The following is a 15,012-nucleotide window of genomic DNA, read 5'->3' on the forward strand; positions in this document are numbered from 1 at the left end:
CATGACAGCCACGATCGCGCCGAGCGCGAACCCGAGCGGCGCAACCACCCTCCTCGACCCGGCCTCGCAACCCAGATTCGTCAACGCGCTCCCGAACCTGCCCCGGATCGACGCCACCTGCGGCGGGCGCTTCGTCATCGAGGAGCGCCAGTTCGACCAGTGGCTCGGCCTCGTCGATCCGAGCGGAGCACCGCTCCTCACCCCGGTCTGGGGCTACGGCCTGCGCGGACAGGACGCGACCTATCCGGGACCGACGATCGATGCGCAGGAGGGCGTGCCCATCGAGGTGAAGTGGGTGAACAAGCTGCCGGCGACGGGGCCGCTCCTGCCGGTCGACACCAGCATCCACATGAACGACGGCGAGCGTGAGGCGCTCGCGCAAGGGTTGATTCCAACCGTCGTCCACCGGCACGGCGGGCACCAGTCCGCGGAGAGCGACGGCTATCCGGAGGCTTGGTTCACCCAAGGGTTCGGGATGACCGGACCTTCCTTCACCTCGCCCTGGGACAGCTTCCCGAACGATCAGCAGGCGGCGACGCTCTGGTACCACGACCACGCGCTCGGACTGACCCGGATCAATGTCGGCTCGGGGCTTGCGGGGCTCTACCGCATCCACGACGCGGGCGAGCAGCGGCTGATCGACGAGGGGGTTCTGCCCGATGCCCGGCACGACATCGAGGCCATCGTTCAGGACAGGGCCTTCACCGCCGACGGCGGCCTATACCTGCCCGCCTATCCCGACGACCCGATCCCGGGCACGGACCACAGAGTGGCCGACGAGTTGCCGCCCGACTACGCGGGTCCGTTCCCGACGGTGCTGCCCGAATTCTTCGGCGACCACCTGCTGGTCAACGGCATGGCCTGGCCGACCTTCGAGGCGAGGCCCGGCCAGTACGCGTTCCACGCGCTCAACGCGTCCGACTCCCGCACGTACCTGCTCACCCTCGACGACCCGTCCGTGACGGTCACCCTGGTCGGTACCGATGGCGGATTGCTGCCGCAGGCGATCACCGTGATGGACGGGGACGGCGTGCAGGAGCCGGGCGAGGAGATCCTGCTCGCGCCCTCCGACCGCGTCGACCTCGTGTTCGACTTCAGCCACGCGGCCGGCCACAGCGTCACGCTCCGGAATGTCGGCCCGGACTTCAGCCCGTTCCAGGGCTTCAATGCGGACGGGTCGCTCGCCGGCGAGGAGACCAGGGCCGCCACGCCCGACCAGGGTGTCGGTGAGGTCATGCGGTTCGAGATCGCGAACGGGCCGGCGGAGCACGATGCCAGCGTCGCGGACGGGAGCGTGCTCAACCGGGGGTTCGTGCCGCTCGACCCGAACGATGCGGTCGAGACCCGCCAACTCGGCCTGTTCGAACAGGAGGACGAATTCGGCCGCGTCATGCCGATGCTCGGCGTTGCCCAGGACACCCGCGACATCGCCGGTGATCCGGTGCCGTTCGGGCCGCTGCACTGGGACCACCCGGTCACCGAGGACCCGACGCTCGGCACGACCGAGATCTGGAATTTCTACAACTTCACTGAGGATACCCATCCGGTGCACGTGCATCAGGTCGAGTATCAGGTGCTGGGCAAGTCCAAGATCGTGTTCACGGACGCGGTCAACAACGCCGGTCCGAGCGCGGCCACCCCGGACGGGCTGCCGGACGACCTCAACGGCGACGGCCGGATCACGATCGGGACCATCGGCGACGCGCCGGGCTCGGCCGACATCCTCGTCGGGGACCCGGTGCCGCTCCGGCCGGAGGAGCTCGGAGCGCAGGATACCGTGACGGTCGGGCCGGGCGAGATGCTGAGCGCGATCATGCATTTCGACCTGCCGGGGACCTATGTCTGGCACTGCCACATCCTCTCCCACGAGGACAACGAGATGATGCGGCCCTTCACGGTGGTCGATCCGGGTCTCCTGGCCTGACAGGTAATAGCGCCGAAGCCGCCGAGGGGCCGGCCCCGTCGTGACGGTCTCTCAACGCCGCGAGGTAGGTGCGGAGCAGCGTCACGCGCCGGGGCCGGAAGCTCGTCCCGGCCGGCTTCAGCTCGATGATCCGATCGGTGCGGAACATCCGGAAGTCCTCGCGCAGGCAGCACCAGGCGAGCACGGTCAGTGTCCTGTTCGTGTACATCACGGCGAGCGGCAGGATCGTGCGCTCGCTGACCGCGCGGCCCTTGTCGGCATAGCGGATGGCGAGCGCCTCCTCCCGCCAGCAGGCCTCGCGGATCGCCCCCATCTCGTGCACGGCACCGTAGCGCGCGTCCGGCCGGTAGACCTGCGAGATCGCATGGAACAGGTGCTGCTCGCGGTCGTCCGGCAGGGTGGCGGCGACCTTGGCCAGGACGGAGCGGGCCGCCTCGGCGAGCGCGGGATCGCCCATGTGCCGGACCTCGGCCAGTCCCAGCGCGATGGCCTCGATCTCCGCGCGGTCGAAGGTCTGGGGCGGGAGCGCGTAGTCTTCGAGCAGCCGGTAGCCGTAGCCCCGCTCGCCCTCGATCCGCGCGCCGGCGGCGCGGAGGCTGTCGATGTCGCGGTAGAGCGAGCGCAGCGAGACCTCCGTCTCCTTCGCCAGCCGCGCCGCGGTGATCGGCGCGGGCATCACGCGCATCGCCTGGAGAAGCCGGAGCAGGCGATCCGATCGGGCCATCGTGCAACTGCCGGAAAGTGTCAGTTGGCCCGGTCTAGCGTGCTCCCTGTCGCCCGCGAAGAGGAGAGCGCGATGAGCATCAAGACGACCACCCACCTGAATTTCCGCGGCGCCGCCCGCGAAGCCCTCGCGTTCTACCGATCCGTCTTCGGAGGCGATCTGACGGCGTTCACCTACGCCCAGGCGCACGCCGTCTCGGACCCCGCCGAGGCCGATCAGGTCATCTGGGGGCAGGTTCTCGCCGCGGACGGCTTCCACATCATGGCCTACGACGTCCCCTCGGCCAGGGCGTGGGATCCCGGCGAGATCCCCGTCTTCGTCTCGGCGCGCGGCGACGATCCCGAGCAGATCGGCCGCTACTGGGAGGGATTGTCGGAGGGCGCGACCATCGTCCAGCCACTCGGGCCGGCAAGCTTCTCGCCGCTCTACGGCATGGTCCGGGACCGTTTCGGCATCACCTGGGTCTTGGACGTCCAGCCCGGCGCGACCCTCCGGGCCGGCTGAGACCCGGGCGGCGCGAGCGCCCTGGGTCTCAGGCGGCGTCCGGCGATCCGCCCGGCCCCTCCTCCGTGGGCGAGTTCAGGATGTCCTCCAATTCGTCCACCAGCATGTCGATCTGCTCCTGCGTGGCGAGGACCTTGAGGGTCTCGCCCGTGGCGGTCGCGATGGCGAGCTCGATCTCCCCGCTGGAGCGGGTGGCCAGGATGCGGGCAAGTCTCTGCGTCGGGCGCATGTGGGACTCCGGGGTCGGGTGAGGAGAACGTTCGAGGTTACGGAAGGTCCGCGGCGCCGAGGAGGGCGACCGCGACGGCGGGGCCGCAGGTCGAGGCCCAGTCCGGGCTGCCCGCGATCCGATCGGCCACGAGGTCGGTGAAGGCCCGGCACGGTCGCCCGAGGCGGAGCGCCAGCCGCTCGGCCAGGAACGCGCCCGCGCCGCAGGCGACGAGGGGCGCGTCCGCCGCGATGTCCGGGCGCGACAGCAGGGTGGCGGCCGCATCGTGCAGGAGGCGCAGTTGCGCCTCCGCGAAATGGGCGGCGAGCGCCCGCCACTCCGCCGCGCTCCCCTCGCCCCGGTGGCGGCCGATGGTGCGGGCAAGCCGGGTCTCGCTCTCGGGTATCGACTTGCCCTTGAGATCGGCGCTGTGCTGCTGGTCCGCCCCCTCGGGCAGGTCGCCGGTCAGCCGGTAGATGTCGGCCGTGTTGGCGAAGGTCTCGGCCATCAGGCGGGTCCGGCGCCCGTGCCAGGGCGCGTCGGGGCCGAGCGCCACGAGGTGGCTGCGCACGACGCCCGTATAGACGAGTTCCCCCGTCTCCAGGCGCTCGGCGTCGCTGTAGCCCGTCGCGGCCGGGCGGCCCGCGACGACCGGGATCAGGTCGGCGGTGGTCGAGCCGATATCGACGAGGAGGCCGTCCGCACAGTGCCGCCCGACGAGGGCGGCGGTGGCGTGCCAGTTGGCCGAGGCGATGTCGGCCGCGCGGGGCTCCGCTTCATCCGGCGCGACGAAGCCGGCGCGGCCGGCATAGATCGCGACGGGCCCGGGCAGCGCCGCCCGCGCCCAGGCCGAGAGCTTGGCGACGCCGTCCGTACGGTCGCTGAAGCAATCCGTCAGCTCGCCCGTCATCGTGACCGCGTGGCGGGCCGGCCTGCGGGTCCAGTCGGGCAGGTCCGCAAGGGTCTTGTCGAGGGCGGGCAGGCCGCGCCAGAGGGGGCACGGCGCCTGCACCACCGCCTGCACCCGCCCCTCCGAGACGAGGGCCGCCTTGACATGAACCCCTCCGAGATCCCAGCCGATCGTGGGCTCGGATTGGGGCGCGCCGTCTCGGGTCAAGCGTTCGGTTCCTGGGCACGAGGGAGGTGGGACATGGGGACGTCCTTCGCGGTCATCCCGGTGATCGACCTGCGCCACGGCCGCGTGGTGCGGGCGCGCAGGGGCGAGCGGCATTCCTATGCCCCGATCGAGACGCCCTTGGCAAAGGGATCCGATCCGGGAGCGGTCGCGGCCGCGCTCGTCGACGCAGTCGAGGCGCAAATCCTCTACCTCGCCGACCTCGACGCCATCATGGAAGGGACGCCGCCGGACCTCGCCTCCGTCGCGGCCGTGGCCCGCGCCTGCCCGGGCACCACCCTCTGGCTCGACGCGGGTTTCGCGGAGGCGGCGGGCGTCGAGGCCCTTGTCGAAGGCGGCCTCGCCCGGCCCGTCCTCGGCAGCGAGAGCCAGCGGGACGCGGGTCTCGTGCGGACGTGCGGCTCGCGCGCCGTTCTCTCCCTCGACAGCCGGGGGGCGGACCGCCTCGACCCGGCGGGGATCCATGCGCGGCCCGAAATCTGGCCGGACGACGTGATCGTGATGACGCTGGCGCGGATCGGCGCCGATCTGGGGCCGGATCTCGACGGGCTGGCGCAGGTGCGAGCCTCGGCGCCGCGGGCGCGGCTCTACGCGGCGGGCGGGGTGCGCGGGCCGGCGGATCTCGCGGCGCTGCGCGAGGCGGGCGCTGCCGGCGCCCTCGTGGCGTCCGCGATCCACGACGGGCGGATCACGGCGGCGGATCTCGCCGATGGCTGAGACGGCCGCGCACGAAAAAGGTGGGACGGCGTGTGCCGTCCCACCTGAAGGGCCTTAGCGGCCGAGGAAGATGGAAGCCAGTCGCTGGAGCAGGCCCCGCGGTGCGGGCGGAGGCGCGCTCTGCCCAGGACTGTCCCCGATCTACGCGTTGGCGGCGAAGGGGTGCTGAGCGGAGTTGCGCTGCTCGGTGACGGTCGAAGCCTTCGGCTCGCCGTTGACGGCGCGCTGGATCGACAGCTTCGTCGCCTCGTAGTTGTACTTCTGGATCTTGGCGTCGTCGGCCGCTTCCCAGTGGATGAACACGCCGACCAGGATGTACAGGTCGTCGGCCTCGTCGGCCGGGATGATGCCCTCGGCAACCGCGTCCTGGACGGCCTTGGCGACGCCGTGCTGGGCGGGGCCGAACATCTGGACGGCCTGACGGGCGTCGTTGATGGTGACCTTGTTGAACATCAGCGTGTTCGGCTTGCACGGCAGGTTCGGCGCGATCACCGCGAGCAGGCTGGTGAAGCCGTGCTTGTTGTTCACGAGGCCGTTGCAGAAAGCCGTCTCGGCCGGCGAGCCGCGCGGTCCGATGATGAGATCGATGTGGGCGACCTCGTTGCCGTCGCCGACGAGAGCCTCGCCGACCTGCACCTTGTTGATCTTTGCCATTCGGGGTCTCTCCCTGCTAATCGAAAAGATTCGGCCGCCCCGGAATCAGGCACAGCCGATGGCCATCCTTGTTTGCGACGTTCGGCAGGGGGCCGAACCGGTTAGCCCGGATAGCGGCGCGGACCCTACAGCGGCCCCCTGCCCGTAACAACCCTGCACCAAGCTCCGGTCTCGGTAAATTATCGCGGGCATCCCCTGCTCTGCCTGCAGGGCTCCGGCGCCTGCCCGGCTAAGCTCCGTCGAGCCCCGCGCCCGCCTCCGCGAGGGCCTCGTGGAACAGGGTGGCGACGGTGAGGTCGGCGCTCGTGCCGGGATTGAGGCCGGCCACCTTCCTCGCCCGGTCGTGGGCGAGGAGCGCCGCCGCCGCGCCCTCCCCGAGGGCGAGATCGGCCAGCGCGGCCTGCGCCTCCGCGCGGGCGGCCTCGGCGCGCGCCGCCCCGTGCTTGCGGGCGATGTGGCTGTCGGGCAGCCGCGTCAGGTAGGCGAGATGCACGGCGGTCGTCGTCCAGGGCGGGACGAGGCCGGACGCGCGGGCAGCCCGCAGCGCCGGCAGGCCGATGGCCCTGAGCTCCGCGTAGTCCGTGACGTAGGCGCGCGCGATCGCGTCGCGATCGGCCGCCTCCGCCATCGCCTCCCGCAGCGGCGGGACGGGGCCCTGCGCCGTCACGTCGTGGCGGGCCGCCTGCCCGAGCCCGCCCGGATTGGCCCGGCGGATCGCGGCGAAGACGCCGTCCGCATCGGCCTGGTCGAGCCCGGCGAGCACGACGGTAAGCGTCGTTCCCCGCTCGGCCGCGACGGCGAGCGGCGCGCAGAGGAGCAGGATGCCGAGATTGGTGTTCTGCCCGACCGCGCGCATCGTCGCGTCCATCGCGCCCGCGACCCGGGCGCCGACGCCGGCGCCGGGCGCCGCGAGGTGGGGGGCCGAGACCTCGGCGCTCGCGACGAAATCGGCCACCTGCATCCGGTGGCCGGCACCGTGGACGTGGACGTTGCCCGGCTTGATCGCGTCGAGTTCGGCGAGGCAGGCCGCCCGGTAGAGCGAGGCGATCAGGCCCGGTGCGAGGCCCGCCATCCTCAGCCCTGCGCCGCGATGAGGGCGGGGCGCAGAGCGGGCCGCGCCGCCCGCACCGCGTTGAGGAAGCCGCGACCGATCGCGCCCGCGATGTCGACCTCGGTGACCCGCTGCAGGCCGGACCAGGCCGGCATGCTGTTGACCTCGAGCACGAGGAAGCCGCCCTCCCCGTCCTCCACCAGATCGACGCCGGTATAATCGACGCCGACCGCGGCGGCCGCGGCCTCGGCGAGGTCGGCAGCGCGGGCCGGCATCGCCCAGGCGTGCGGGCGCCCGCCCCGGTGGACGTTGGTGATCCAGCCGTCGCCCTCGCGGATCATCCCAGCGATGGCGCGGCCCTCGCAGACGAAGACCCGGTAGTCGCGCCAGAGCCCGTCGCTGCGCGGCACGTAGCGCTGCAGGTAGTAGACGCGGTTGACGGCATCCTCCGGCGGCAGGTCCTCGGGCCGCTCGACGAGCTGCAGCCCCTCGCCCTGCGAGCCGAAGAGCGGCTTCAGCACGAGGGGCCGGCCCGGCCCGGCCTCGCGGGCGACGATCTCGGCCGCCGCCTCCCGCTTCGAGACCACGAACGTGTCGGGCGTCGGCAGGCCGGCGCGGGCGACGAGGAGGGAGGTTGCCCCCTTGTCGACGGAGCGCTCGATGGCGACGGGGCTGTTCCAGACGGTCACGCCCGAAGCGACGAGGGCGTGCAGCACGCCGAGGCGCATCGTCGTGGCCTCGAAGGTGCCGCCCGCGATCGTCCGCAGGAGCACGCCGTCGGGCAGCGCGTCGGAAAATCCGGGCACGCGCAGCGGCTCGCCCCTGCCCGTCACGACGGCGACGTCGGCGAGCGAGAACAGCACCGGCTCGTGCCCGAGCGCGGTGAGCGCCGCCTTCAGGCGGCCCTTGTGCCAGGACCCGTTATCGGCCGCGAGCCCGATGCGCATGGAGGGAGGGTTCCGGTGGAGGACAAAGGGTGTTCGCGGGAGGCGCCCGCCCTCTCCCGTTCGGGAGCGGGCTGGGTCGGGGCGTGCGGCATCTCAGGAAGAGCCGCACGCCTCAGCCGGTCCGCGTGCCGCGGACTCGACCTCTCCCGAACGGAAGAGGTGATCGGAGCCCGCCTTACGCGAACGACGCCTCGACGAGTTCCGGCATCAGGCGGCCGCCGCGGAAGCTCTTGCCGGTGTTGACGGAGGTGACGATCACCTCGGCCGGGCTGAAGAGGGCGCCGTCGATCTTGTAGAAGTCGCCGTTCACGCGGGCGAAGATCTCGGCGAACGGGGAGCCGTGGTCGCTCGAGTTCGTGGAGGGGAGCTGCTCGGCGAGCTGACGCGCATCCGCCTCGTCGGCCTCGACGAAGAGCTGCACCCGGCCGCCGTAGATGATGGCGTCGTTGGTGCGGCCCATCGCCTGGATGAAGTCGGGATGCTGCGGCGAGAGCGGGGCCGAGCCGATGCCGTCCACGATCTTGTGGAGGTCGAAGCCGACCGTGTGCGCCTTGTGGAGCGCCACTTCGAGGACGCGGGCGACGACCTGCGTCGAGCCGGCGAGCGACTGCGTCGGCGCGAAGATGAAGGTCACGTCCTCGGGGCTGAGGCCCGCGGCCTCCGCCACCTTGGCCACGACCGAGGCCGGCGGGCCGCTCGCCGCCTCGAGCACGAGGGCGGTCTTCGAGGCGGTGTCGCGGTAGCCGAGTTCCTTGTAGAGATCCTCCACGACCGCGACCGCCCGGCCGGGGCCCGAGCCGAGGGCGAAGAAGCCGGAATCACCCGTCTCGTCGGCGAGGCTCCAGCCCGCGTACTGGCTGCCGAGGCAGGCGATGACGGGGTCGTTGGCGTGCACCACCACGGAATAGGGCCAGGAGGAGACGGGGCCCGAGGGGCTGATCGTCACCGTGCCGAGGCCGCCGAGGCAGATCTCCGCCATGCGCCGGCCGGCCTCGATCGAGCCCCGCACGCTCGCGCCGGCATCCACCATCCGGGCGCCGCCGGGCTCCTGCGTCACCGCGAGCCGCAAGACCTCCGCGTCAGCGACGAGGCGCTCCACCAGGGGCGCCGTCAGCGCGTTGACGCTCGGATACTTCACACTCGTGCTCATCGGTTTCCTCCTGGTCGAGGAGGGCGTGCAGACATGCCGCCCTCTCCCGCAAAGCCGCCCGGGCCGCCGCCCCGTCCCGGCCCGTGGCGAGCAGGGTGCAGAGCGGGGCGTCCCGGGCCACGTCCGTGCCGGCGCGGGGCCGGTCGCGGGCATGATCGGGCCACGCGATCCGCGGCACCGGGCGGTAGTCCCGCGCCCCGTAACAGATCTCGGCGGCCGCCGCATCCACCGGCGGGGCACCGAGCGGCGGCAGACGGCCCTCGCTCGCCGACATATGCGCCAGGAGCAGGCTCTCCCCGCGCCGGTCGAGGATGTCGAGGGTGGCGCCGGGGCGCGGGTTGATCTCAGTGAGCCACCAGCGCTCGCCGTCCGACAGGAGATCGGCGCTGGCGAGCCCGCGCAGGCCGGTCTCGGCGGCGAGCCGCGCGACCGCTCCCGCGATCTCCGCGGTCAGGCGTGCCGGCAGGGCCGGCGTTTCCGTCGCGCCGCGCAACACCGCCCCGCCGTAGCGGAACGGCCGCAGGCGCGAGGGCGCGCTCCACTGCTCGGTGAGCCCCAGGATCGCGATGTCGCGCCCGTCCGCCAACAGGCTCAGGCCGAAGGCCCGCCCCGGCACCCGGGCCTGGAAATAGGCGCCCTGCGGAGGGCGGCCCCGCGTCGCCGCGCGGATGTGGCTGCCGCCGGAGCCGCCCGCCCGCTTCAGGAGCCAATTGGCCGGATCGTCGACGGCTTCCCGCGCGACGGCCGGGTGCGGGATCGCGAGCCGCGCGCACAGAGCCGCGAAACCGAGCGGGTCCTTCAGCGTCGCTACGGCCTCGGGCGCCGCCCCGATCAGGCGGTGGCGCCCGGCGATCTCCGCCATCAGGTCCGGCGCGCCTTCGAGCCCGGAGCCGAGCACCACCCCGAGGCAGCGCGGCCCCGCGCGCTCCGCCAGCGCCTCGAGGGCGGCGAGCAGCGCGCCGCCGCCGAGGCGCCCGGTGCCGAAGCGGCCGGGCAGCGGCCGATACGCCTCCGTGAGGTCGAGGGTATCGGCATCGCCGAACAGGTCGGCGACGAAGGGGCGGAGGCCCGCCCGCCGCGCGCTCTCGGCGAGCGCCCGGCCCGACTGGGCGGCGACGAGGAGGGCCTCCCCGGCCACGACGGACGCGCCTGAGCCTTCGGCGTCAGCCCGCGATCTCGACGGCGAGCGCGTAGGCGTCGCGGAAATCGAGGCAGAGGGGCTCGGAGGAATCGAGCATCCGGCGGAACAGCCGGCACTGCGTCTGGTACTTCACGTTGCCGACGGCGAGCGCCCCGATGCCGAGCCCCTTGCCGGTCGGCAGGGCCACGTCGACGGCGTTGACGTCGATGCCCGCGATGCCCGCGGGCGGCACCGCGTTGACGTCCGAGGCGACCAAAAGCTTCGGGGCGGACTCGAGATCCTCCGCCGACAGGATCGGGATGCCGGCGGGGCCGGCCGAGAGGATCACCTCGGCATCTCGGATCGCGGCGCGGCGCGCCTCGACCGTCGAGCCGTCGACGGCGCCGACCTCGATGCCGAAGCGCCACTTCATCGTGAAGGCGATCTTCGAGACGCGCTCCTCGCCGTCATGGCCGACGAGCACGGACTTGGCTCCTTCGAGCGCGCCGATCACCGCCGCCACGTAGGCGACGACGCCGGCGCCCCCGAAGATGACGATGCGCTTGCCCTTGAGGTCCGTGCCGAACTTCGAGCGGAGCGCCCGGGCGACCTCGGCCACCATGGCGGCCCCGGTGGTGAAGGAGCCGGCCGGGTCCGCGAAGACGTGGTTGGCGAAGGGCGGCACGAACGCCTTCTTCGCCCGGTCCACCATGTCGAGGGCGTCCTCGGCGTTCTTGCCGCCGATGAAGAGGCCGGTGCGCGTGCCGTCCTGCGGCGCGCGGGAGAAGATCGAGTCCTGCGTCAGGGAGACGACGTCGGCGAGGTCGACGCCCGTGTAGGTGACGATGGTCTCGAAGCCGGCATCGACGGCCATGTTCACGTCGAAGGGGCTCATGTGCTTGAGGGGCGTGAGCATGTGCAGGATCGAGCGCGCCATGTTCGGTCTTCTCCTCCGAGATCGGCCGCCGCCGGACGCGCCGTGCCTCGCGACAGGTCAAAAACCCTCCGGCAGGGCCGGGTCAAGCGCCATGTCCCAGGAAAACGTATCGCGCGAGCCGCCATGGGGCGGCCGACAGCCCGGGATCTTCCGGCAATTGCACATTCGAAATATTCGAATTTCAACGACTGCTTTTCAGGGCGCGTTGCAAGAATGCACTATCAGGCGGACGCATTCTCGATAGGTTTGCCCACGGTCCAATTCTGGAGACGACCGTGACGACCTTGTATCCCACCTCGAAGCAGATCATCCTCGGCGCCATCGCAGCTGCCCTGGCGCTGGCCGCGACGGCCTGCGCGCCGAAGCCGCCGCCCGCGCCGGTCGAGCCCGCGCCGATCATCAAGAAGGGCTGACCGGCCCGGATCCACCTCTCCCGTCCGGGAGAGGTCGAGTGCGCGTCAGAGCACCGGGTGAGGGATCAGGTCTTTCCGGAGAGGTCACACCCCTCACCCCAACCCTCTCCCGAATGGGAGAGGGAGCCCGTCGCGCCGGTCTCAGGTCGCGTCCACGCTCGCGCCCGTGTTGCGGCCCCGCGCGATCACGAAGCGCAGGGGGCCCGGCCGCTCCAGGGAGGCGACCAGGGCGCGGGCCTCCGCCTCGGACGGCAGCAGGGCGAAGCCGGTCGGCCCCCAGGAACTCTGCCCGTAGCCGGCCACGCCGCGATCCGCGATGACGGAGAGCGCCTCGGCAACGGCCGGGCTCGCGTAGCGCCCGCCCTGGTGCGGGGCGAAATGGTCGCCGATCCGGCGCTGGATCGCGGTGATCCCTGCCCCGAACGCGTCGGCATCGGCCACCACCACGGCGGGCATCACCTGCATCAGGACAGTGCGGCAGATCTCGGCGGCCTCGCCCTCGGGGAAGCGCGGCAGATCGCGGAACGCCTCGACCTCGCGCTTGCCGTGCACCCCCGTCATGCTCGCATCGAGGATCAGGACGACGCGCCACGCCTCCGGATAGGGCAGCCGCGCGATGACCGGGGGCGGGCTGCCGCTCGCGTCGCGGCCCCCGTCCACGATCAGGCCGCCCTCCGTGAAGGCGGCCAGCCCGACGCCGGAGCGGTTGCCGCGGTCGAGGGCGTCGGCGAAATCCTGCGGGTCGAAGACCCGGCCGTGGAGCCGGGCGAGCGCGGCCGCCACCGCGAGGGCGAGCTGCGTGCCCGATCCGAAGCCGGCATGGGCGGGGATCGCCTCCTCGACGCGGAAGGCGGCCGCCCCCGGCACGCCGAGATGGCCGGCCGCGGCGCGGGCATAGGCCAGCACCCGCTCCGCCTCGTCGCCCTCGGCCGAGAGGGTGGCGGCATGGCTCGCAACCAGATCGACGGCGGGGGCATCGACGGCGAGCCCGATGCTGCCAAAGCGGCGCCCGAGCCCGCCATGGAGATCGAGGAACCCGAAATGCAGGCGGGCCGGAGCGCGCACGCGCACCGACGCGGCCTCGGCGGGGCCGCTTTCGCCGATCGCGTCCTGCCTCGCACGAAGCGGCCGGTCCGGGAGTGCCGTCACCTCAGATCCTCTCCCGTCCGGGCGCCGCCCCGCCGCATCTGCTGGAATTCGCCCGGTCTTTCTAACGGAGCGCCCGTGCGGGGCAACCTCCGATCCCCAGGGTCCGATCCACCTCGCCCGATCCACATGGCGGATCCCGCGACCCGCGGAAAACCGGCGGCGGCTCTTGCTTGCCGGCTTTGACCGATGCAAACGTGCGCCCCCGTGCATCGGCCGACGAGGACCCCGGGTCCCGACCGGTCGCGCGAGGCCCTGCGGCCTCAGCCGACCCCGCGGTGCTCCAATTCGAATGCGAGGGAGGTCGGATGGCTGCCTGGGTGAAGGGGAGCGCGACGGATGCGGGTACGGCCATCGAGGCGGCCGCCGCGCTCCTCGCCGCGTCACACGCTCCGGTTGTAGCGGGCCTGTCGGCCGACCTCGCGGCGATCCGCGCCGCCTATCATCTGGCGGCGGCCGCCGGCGCCTCGGTCGACACGGCGGGCGCCGCCGGGACCTATGCCGAGCTCGGCTCGCTCAGCCGCACCGGCGCCATGACGACGACGCCCGCCGAGTCCGTTGGACGGGCCGACGTCGTCCTCGTCGTCGGCGAGGCACCCTGGCGCAGCTCCGTCCTCCAGGCCATCGCCGCCGCCGGCCCGAGCCGCGGCCGGGCGGCGGGCGCGGTGCGCAGCCTGCTCGCCCTCGGCGGCCGGGCGAATGCGGCCACCCAGACCTACGCGGCGGAGGCCGGCGGCCTCGCCGTCTCGCTCGGCCAGCTGCGCGCCTTCGCCAAGGGCCATCTGGCGGGCGAGGTGCCCTATGCCGACCTCGCCAAACGCCTCTACGCGGCGCAGTTCGGCGTCGCCCTCTACGATCCGTCCGAAATCGGGGAGATGGGCGTCGAGATGCTCCAGGGCCTCGTCAAGGAGATCAACGAGTCGACGCGCTTCTTCGCGCTGTCCGTCTCCGACGCCCCCGGCCAGGACCGGGCGGTCGTGCAGCTCTCGGCCTGGACGACGGGGCAGGCGCCCCGCGTCGGCTTCGGGCGCGGCCTGCCCGAGCACGATCCCTGGCGCTTCGACGCCGCCCGCCAGGTCGCGGCGGGCGAGGCCGACGCCGCGCTCTGGCTCGGCGCCCTGCCCGCCCCGCTCCCGGACTGGCTCGGCAGCCTGCCCGCGATCGCCCTCGTCGGCGAGGGCAGCCCCGAGGCCGCGGCGGGCACGGCCGAGATCGTCATCGCGGTCGGCGTGCCGGGCGAGAGCGCGGACGGCGTGCTCTGGAACGAGGGCCGCGCCGCCCTGACGTACTTCGCGGCCAAGGATGCCGCCGCGGGCGCGCCGAGCGCCGCGGACGTGCTCGGCCGCATCCGCGACCGCCTCACCGAACAGAAGGGCGCCTGATGCTGATCCGGATCACAGGTGGACGGGTCGTCGATCCGACGGCCGGCCGCGACGCCGTCGGCGACGTCTGGATCGAGAGCGGCCGCGTCGTCGCGCCCTCCGAGCGCGCGCCCGACCGCACGGTCGACGCGTCGGGCTGCGTCGTGATGGCGGGCGGCGTCGAGGTCCATTCGCACATCGCGGGCGGCAACGTCGTGCTCTCGCGGCTGCTCCTGCCCGACCTCTACGTCAGCGAGGCCGCCCCCGAAGGCCATCCCTTCGCGCATGCGGGCGGCTCGGCCGCCTGGATCGGCGCGAACTATGCGCGGATGGGCTACACCACCGCCGTCGAGCCCGCGATGCCGCCGGTCAACGCGCTGGCGACCCAGCTCGAACTCGCCGACATCCCGCTCCTCGACCGGGGCGCGCTCTGCGTGATGGGCAACGACGACCACCTGCTCCAGCTCCTGCGCGACCGCGAGGGCAAAGCGGCGGTGCGGGACCTCGTGGCGCTCAACACGGCGACCTCGCGGGCGCTCGGGGTGAAGTGCATCAATGCCGGCGGCGCCTCCGCCTTCAAGGACGGCGCGCTCAAGCTCAGCCTGGACGACGAGATCCCGACCTACGGGCTCTCGACCCGCAAGATCATGAGCGCGCTCCTCGACGCCGTCGAGGAGATCGGCGTGCCGCACCCGCTGCACGTCCATTGCAACAATCTCGGGCTCCCCGGCGCCGACGAGTCCTTCGTGGCGACGCTGGAGGCGGCGGAGGGGCGGCGCATCCACTTCGCCCACGCCCAGTTCTACGCCTACGGCGTGGTCGACCCCGAGAACCCGATGACGGGCGGCTTCCGCTCGGCCGCGGAGCGCCTGACGCAGGCGATGGAGGCGCACCCGAACGCGACCTTCGACGTCGGGCAGGTGGTGTTCGGGCAGACGGTGACGATCTCCCTCGACATCCTGCGCCAGTTCGCGGGCCGGAAGGGCGCCAACCCGAAGAAGTGGATCCTCAACGCGGGCGA

General features: G+C 72.6%; 16 protein-coding genes. 6 read left to right on the forward strand and 10 right to left on the reverse strand.

All coding sequences use genetic code 11. The annotated features are described in order from the left end of the window. Position 1 precedes the first annotated feature (1 nt). Positions 2 to 1,924, forward strand: a complete 1,923-nt coding sequence (locus E1J50_RS06640) for a multicopper oxidase family protein (RefSeq protein ID WP_132251667.1) — start codon at positions 2 to 4, stop codon at positions 1,922 to 1,924. Here the strand turns inward: E1J50_RS06640 and E1J50_RS06645 are convergent. Further along, on the reverse strand, positions 1,893 to 2,648 hold the full coding sequence (locus E1J50_RS06645) for a helix-turn-helix transcriptional regulator (RefSeq protein ID WP_132251669.1): 756 nt from the start codon (positions 2,646 to 2,648) through the stop codon (positions 1,893 to 1,895). The two genes, E1J50_RS06640 and E1J50_RS06645, sit on opposite strands and share 32 nt — an antisense overlap. Before the next feature lie 72 nt (positions 2,649 to 2,720). Here E1J50_RS06645 and E1J50_RS06650 point away from each other — a divergent pair, with 72 nt between their 5' ends. Next, positions 2,721 to 3,152, forward strand: a complete 432-nt coding sequence (locus E1J50_RS06650) for a VOC family protein (protein WP_132251671.1) — start codon at positions 2,721 to 2,723, stop codon at positions 3,150 to 3,152. A 28-nt stretch (positions 3,153 to 3,180) separates the two neighbouring features. Here E1J50_RS06650 and E1J50_RS06655 read toward each other — a convergent pair whose 3' ends face one another. Then, complete coding sequence (locus E1J50_RS06655) at positions 3,181 to 3,381, reverse strand: hypothetical protein (protein ID WP_132251673.1); 201 nt, start codon at positions 3,379 to 3,381, stop codon at positions 3,181 to 3,183. A gap of 37 nt (positions 3,382 to 3,418) precedes the next feature. Then, positions 3,419 to 4,477 carry a hydantoinase/oxoprolinase family protein gene (locus E1J50_RS06660; protein ID WP_245516453.1) on the reverse strand — a complete coding sequence of 353 codons (1,059 nt, stop codon included), beginning with the start codon at positions 4,475 to 4,477 and terminating at the stop codon, positions 3,419 to 3,421. A 33-nt stretch (positions 4,478 to 4,510) separates the two neighbouring features. Between E1J50_RS06660 and E1J50_RS06665 the strand changes: the two genes are divergently transcribed. After that, a complete protein-coding gene (locus tag E1J50_RS06665; RefSeq protein ID WP_132251678.1) occupies positions 4,511 to 5,212 on the forward strand; it encodes a HisA/HisF-related TIM barrel protein in 702 nt (233 codons plus the stop codon). Between the two features lie 141 nt (positions 5,213 to 5,353). Here E1J50_RS06665 and fae read toward each other — a convergent pair whose 3' ends face one another. From fae to E1J50_RS06695, 6 genes are all read right to left on the reverse strand, one after another. Further along, positions 5,354 to 5,866 (reverse strand): 5,6,7,8-tetrahydromethanopterin hydro-lyase, encoded by a 513-nt coding sequence (gene fae, locus E1J50_RS06670; RefSeq protein ID WP_132251680.1) that lies wholly within the window; start codon positions 5,864 to 5,866, stop codon positions 5,354 to 5,356. A 229-nt stretch (positions 5,867 to 6,095) separates the two neighbouring features. Further along, positions 6,096 to 6,938 (reverse strand): triphosphoribosyl-dephospho-CoA synthase, encoded by an 843-nt coding sequence (locus E1J50_RS06675; protein ID WP_132251683.1) that lies wholly within the window; start codon positions 6,936 to 6,938, stop codon positions 6,096 to 6,098. A gap of 2 nt (positions 6,939 to 6,940) precedes the next feature. Further along, a complete protein-coding gene (locus E1J50_RS06680) occupies positions 6,941 to 7,864 on the reverse strand; it encodes an ATP-grasp domain-containing protein (protein ID WP_132251685.1) in 924 nt (307 codons plus the stop codon). A 175-nt stretch (positions 7,865 to 8,039) separates the two neighbouring features. Next, a complete protein-coding gene (gene mch / locus E1J50_RS06685) occupies positions 8,040 to 9,014 on the reverse strand; it encodes a methenyltetrahydromethanopterin cyclohydrolase (RefSeq protein ID WP_132251688.1) in 975 nt (324 codons plus the stop codon). Next, entirely contained in the window at positions 8,944 to 10,152 is a 1,209-nt protein-coding gene (locus E1J50_RS06690) for an ATP-grasp domain-containing protein (RefSeq protein ID WP_132251690.1), read from the reverse strand. The genes mch and E1J50_RS06690 overlap by 71 nt, the downstream gene beginning before the upstream one ends. Before the next feature lie 25 nt (positions 10,153 to 10,177). Next, positions 10,178 to 11,071 (reverse strand): NADP-dependent methylenetetrahydromethanopterin/methylenetetrahydrofolate dehydrogenase, encoded by an 894-nt coding sequence (locus E1J50_RS06695; RefSeq protein WP_132251692.1) that lies wholly within the window; start codon positions 11,069 to 11,071, stop codon positions 10,178 to 10,180. Between the two features lie 275 nt (positions 11,072 to 11,346). Here E1J50_RS06695 and E1J50_RS27160 point away from each other — a divergent pair, with 275 nt between their 5' ends. Continuing rightward, a complete protein-coding gene (locus tag E1J50_RS27160) occupies positions 11,347 to 11,484 on the forward strand; it encodes a hypothetical protein (protein WP_165937802.1) in 138 nt (45 codons plus the stop codon). A gap of 141 nt (positions 11,485 to 11,625) precedes the next feature. Here E1J50_RS27160 and E1J50_RS06700 read toward each other — a convergent pair whose 3' ends face one another. After that, on the reverse strand, positions 11,626 to 12,588 hold the full coding sequence (locus E1J50_RS06700) for a beta-ribofuranosylaminobenzene 5'-phosphate synthase family protein (RefSeq protein ID WP_207919161.1): 963 nt from the start codon (positions 12,586 to 12,588) through the stop codon (positions 11,626 to 11,628). Between the two features lie 350 nt (positions 12,589 to 12,938). On the opposite strand from E1J50_RS06700, the gene E1J50_RS06705 reads away from it, so the two are divergent. Together E1J50_RS06705 and E1J50_RS06710 are read left to right on the forward strand one after the other, a co-directional pair. After that, the gene (locus E1J50_RS06705; protein ID WP_132251696.1) at positions 12,939 to 14,012 is read left to right on the forward strand and encodes a molybdopterin-binding domain-containing protein; all 1,074 of its coding nucleotides are present in this window, start codon (positions 12,939 to 12,941) and stop codon (positions 14,010 to 14,012) included. Continuing rightward, the coding region (locus E1J50_RS06710; protein WP_165937803.1) for an amidohydrolase family protein at positions 14,012 to 15,012 on the forward strand (1,001 nt) is incomplete at its 3' end. The genes E1J50_RS06705 and E1J50_RS06710, both read left to right, overlap by 1 nt.

This window comes from Methylobacterium segetis (assembly GCF_004348265.1).
Lineage (GTDB): Bacteria > Pseudomonadota > Alphaproteobacteria > Rhizobiales > Beijerinckiaceae > Methylobacterium > Methylobacterium segetis.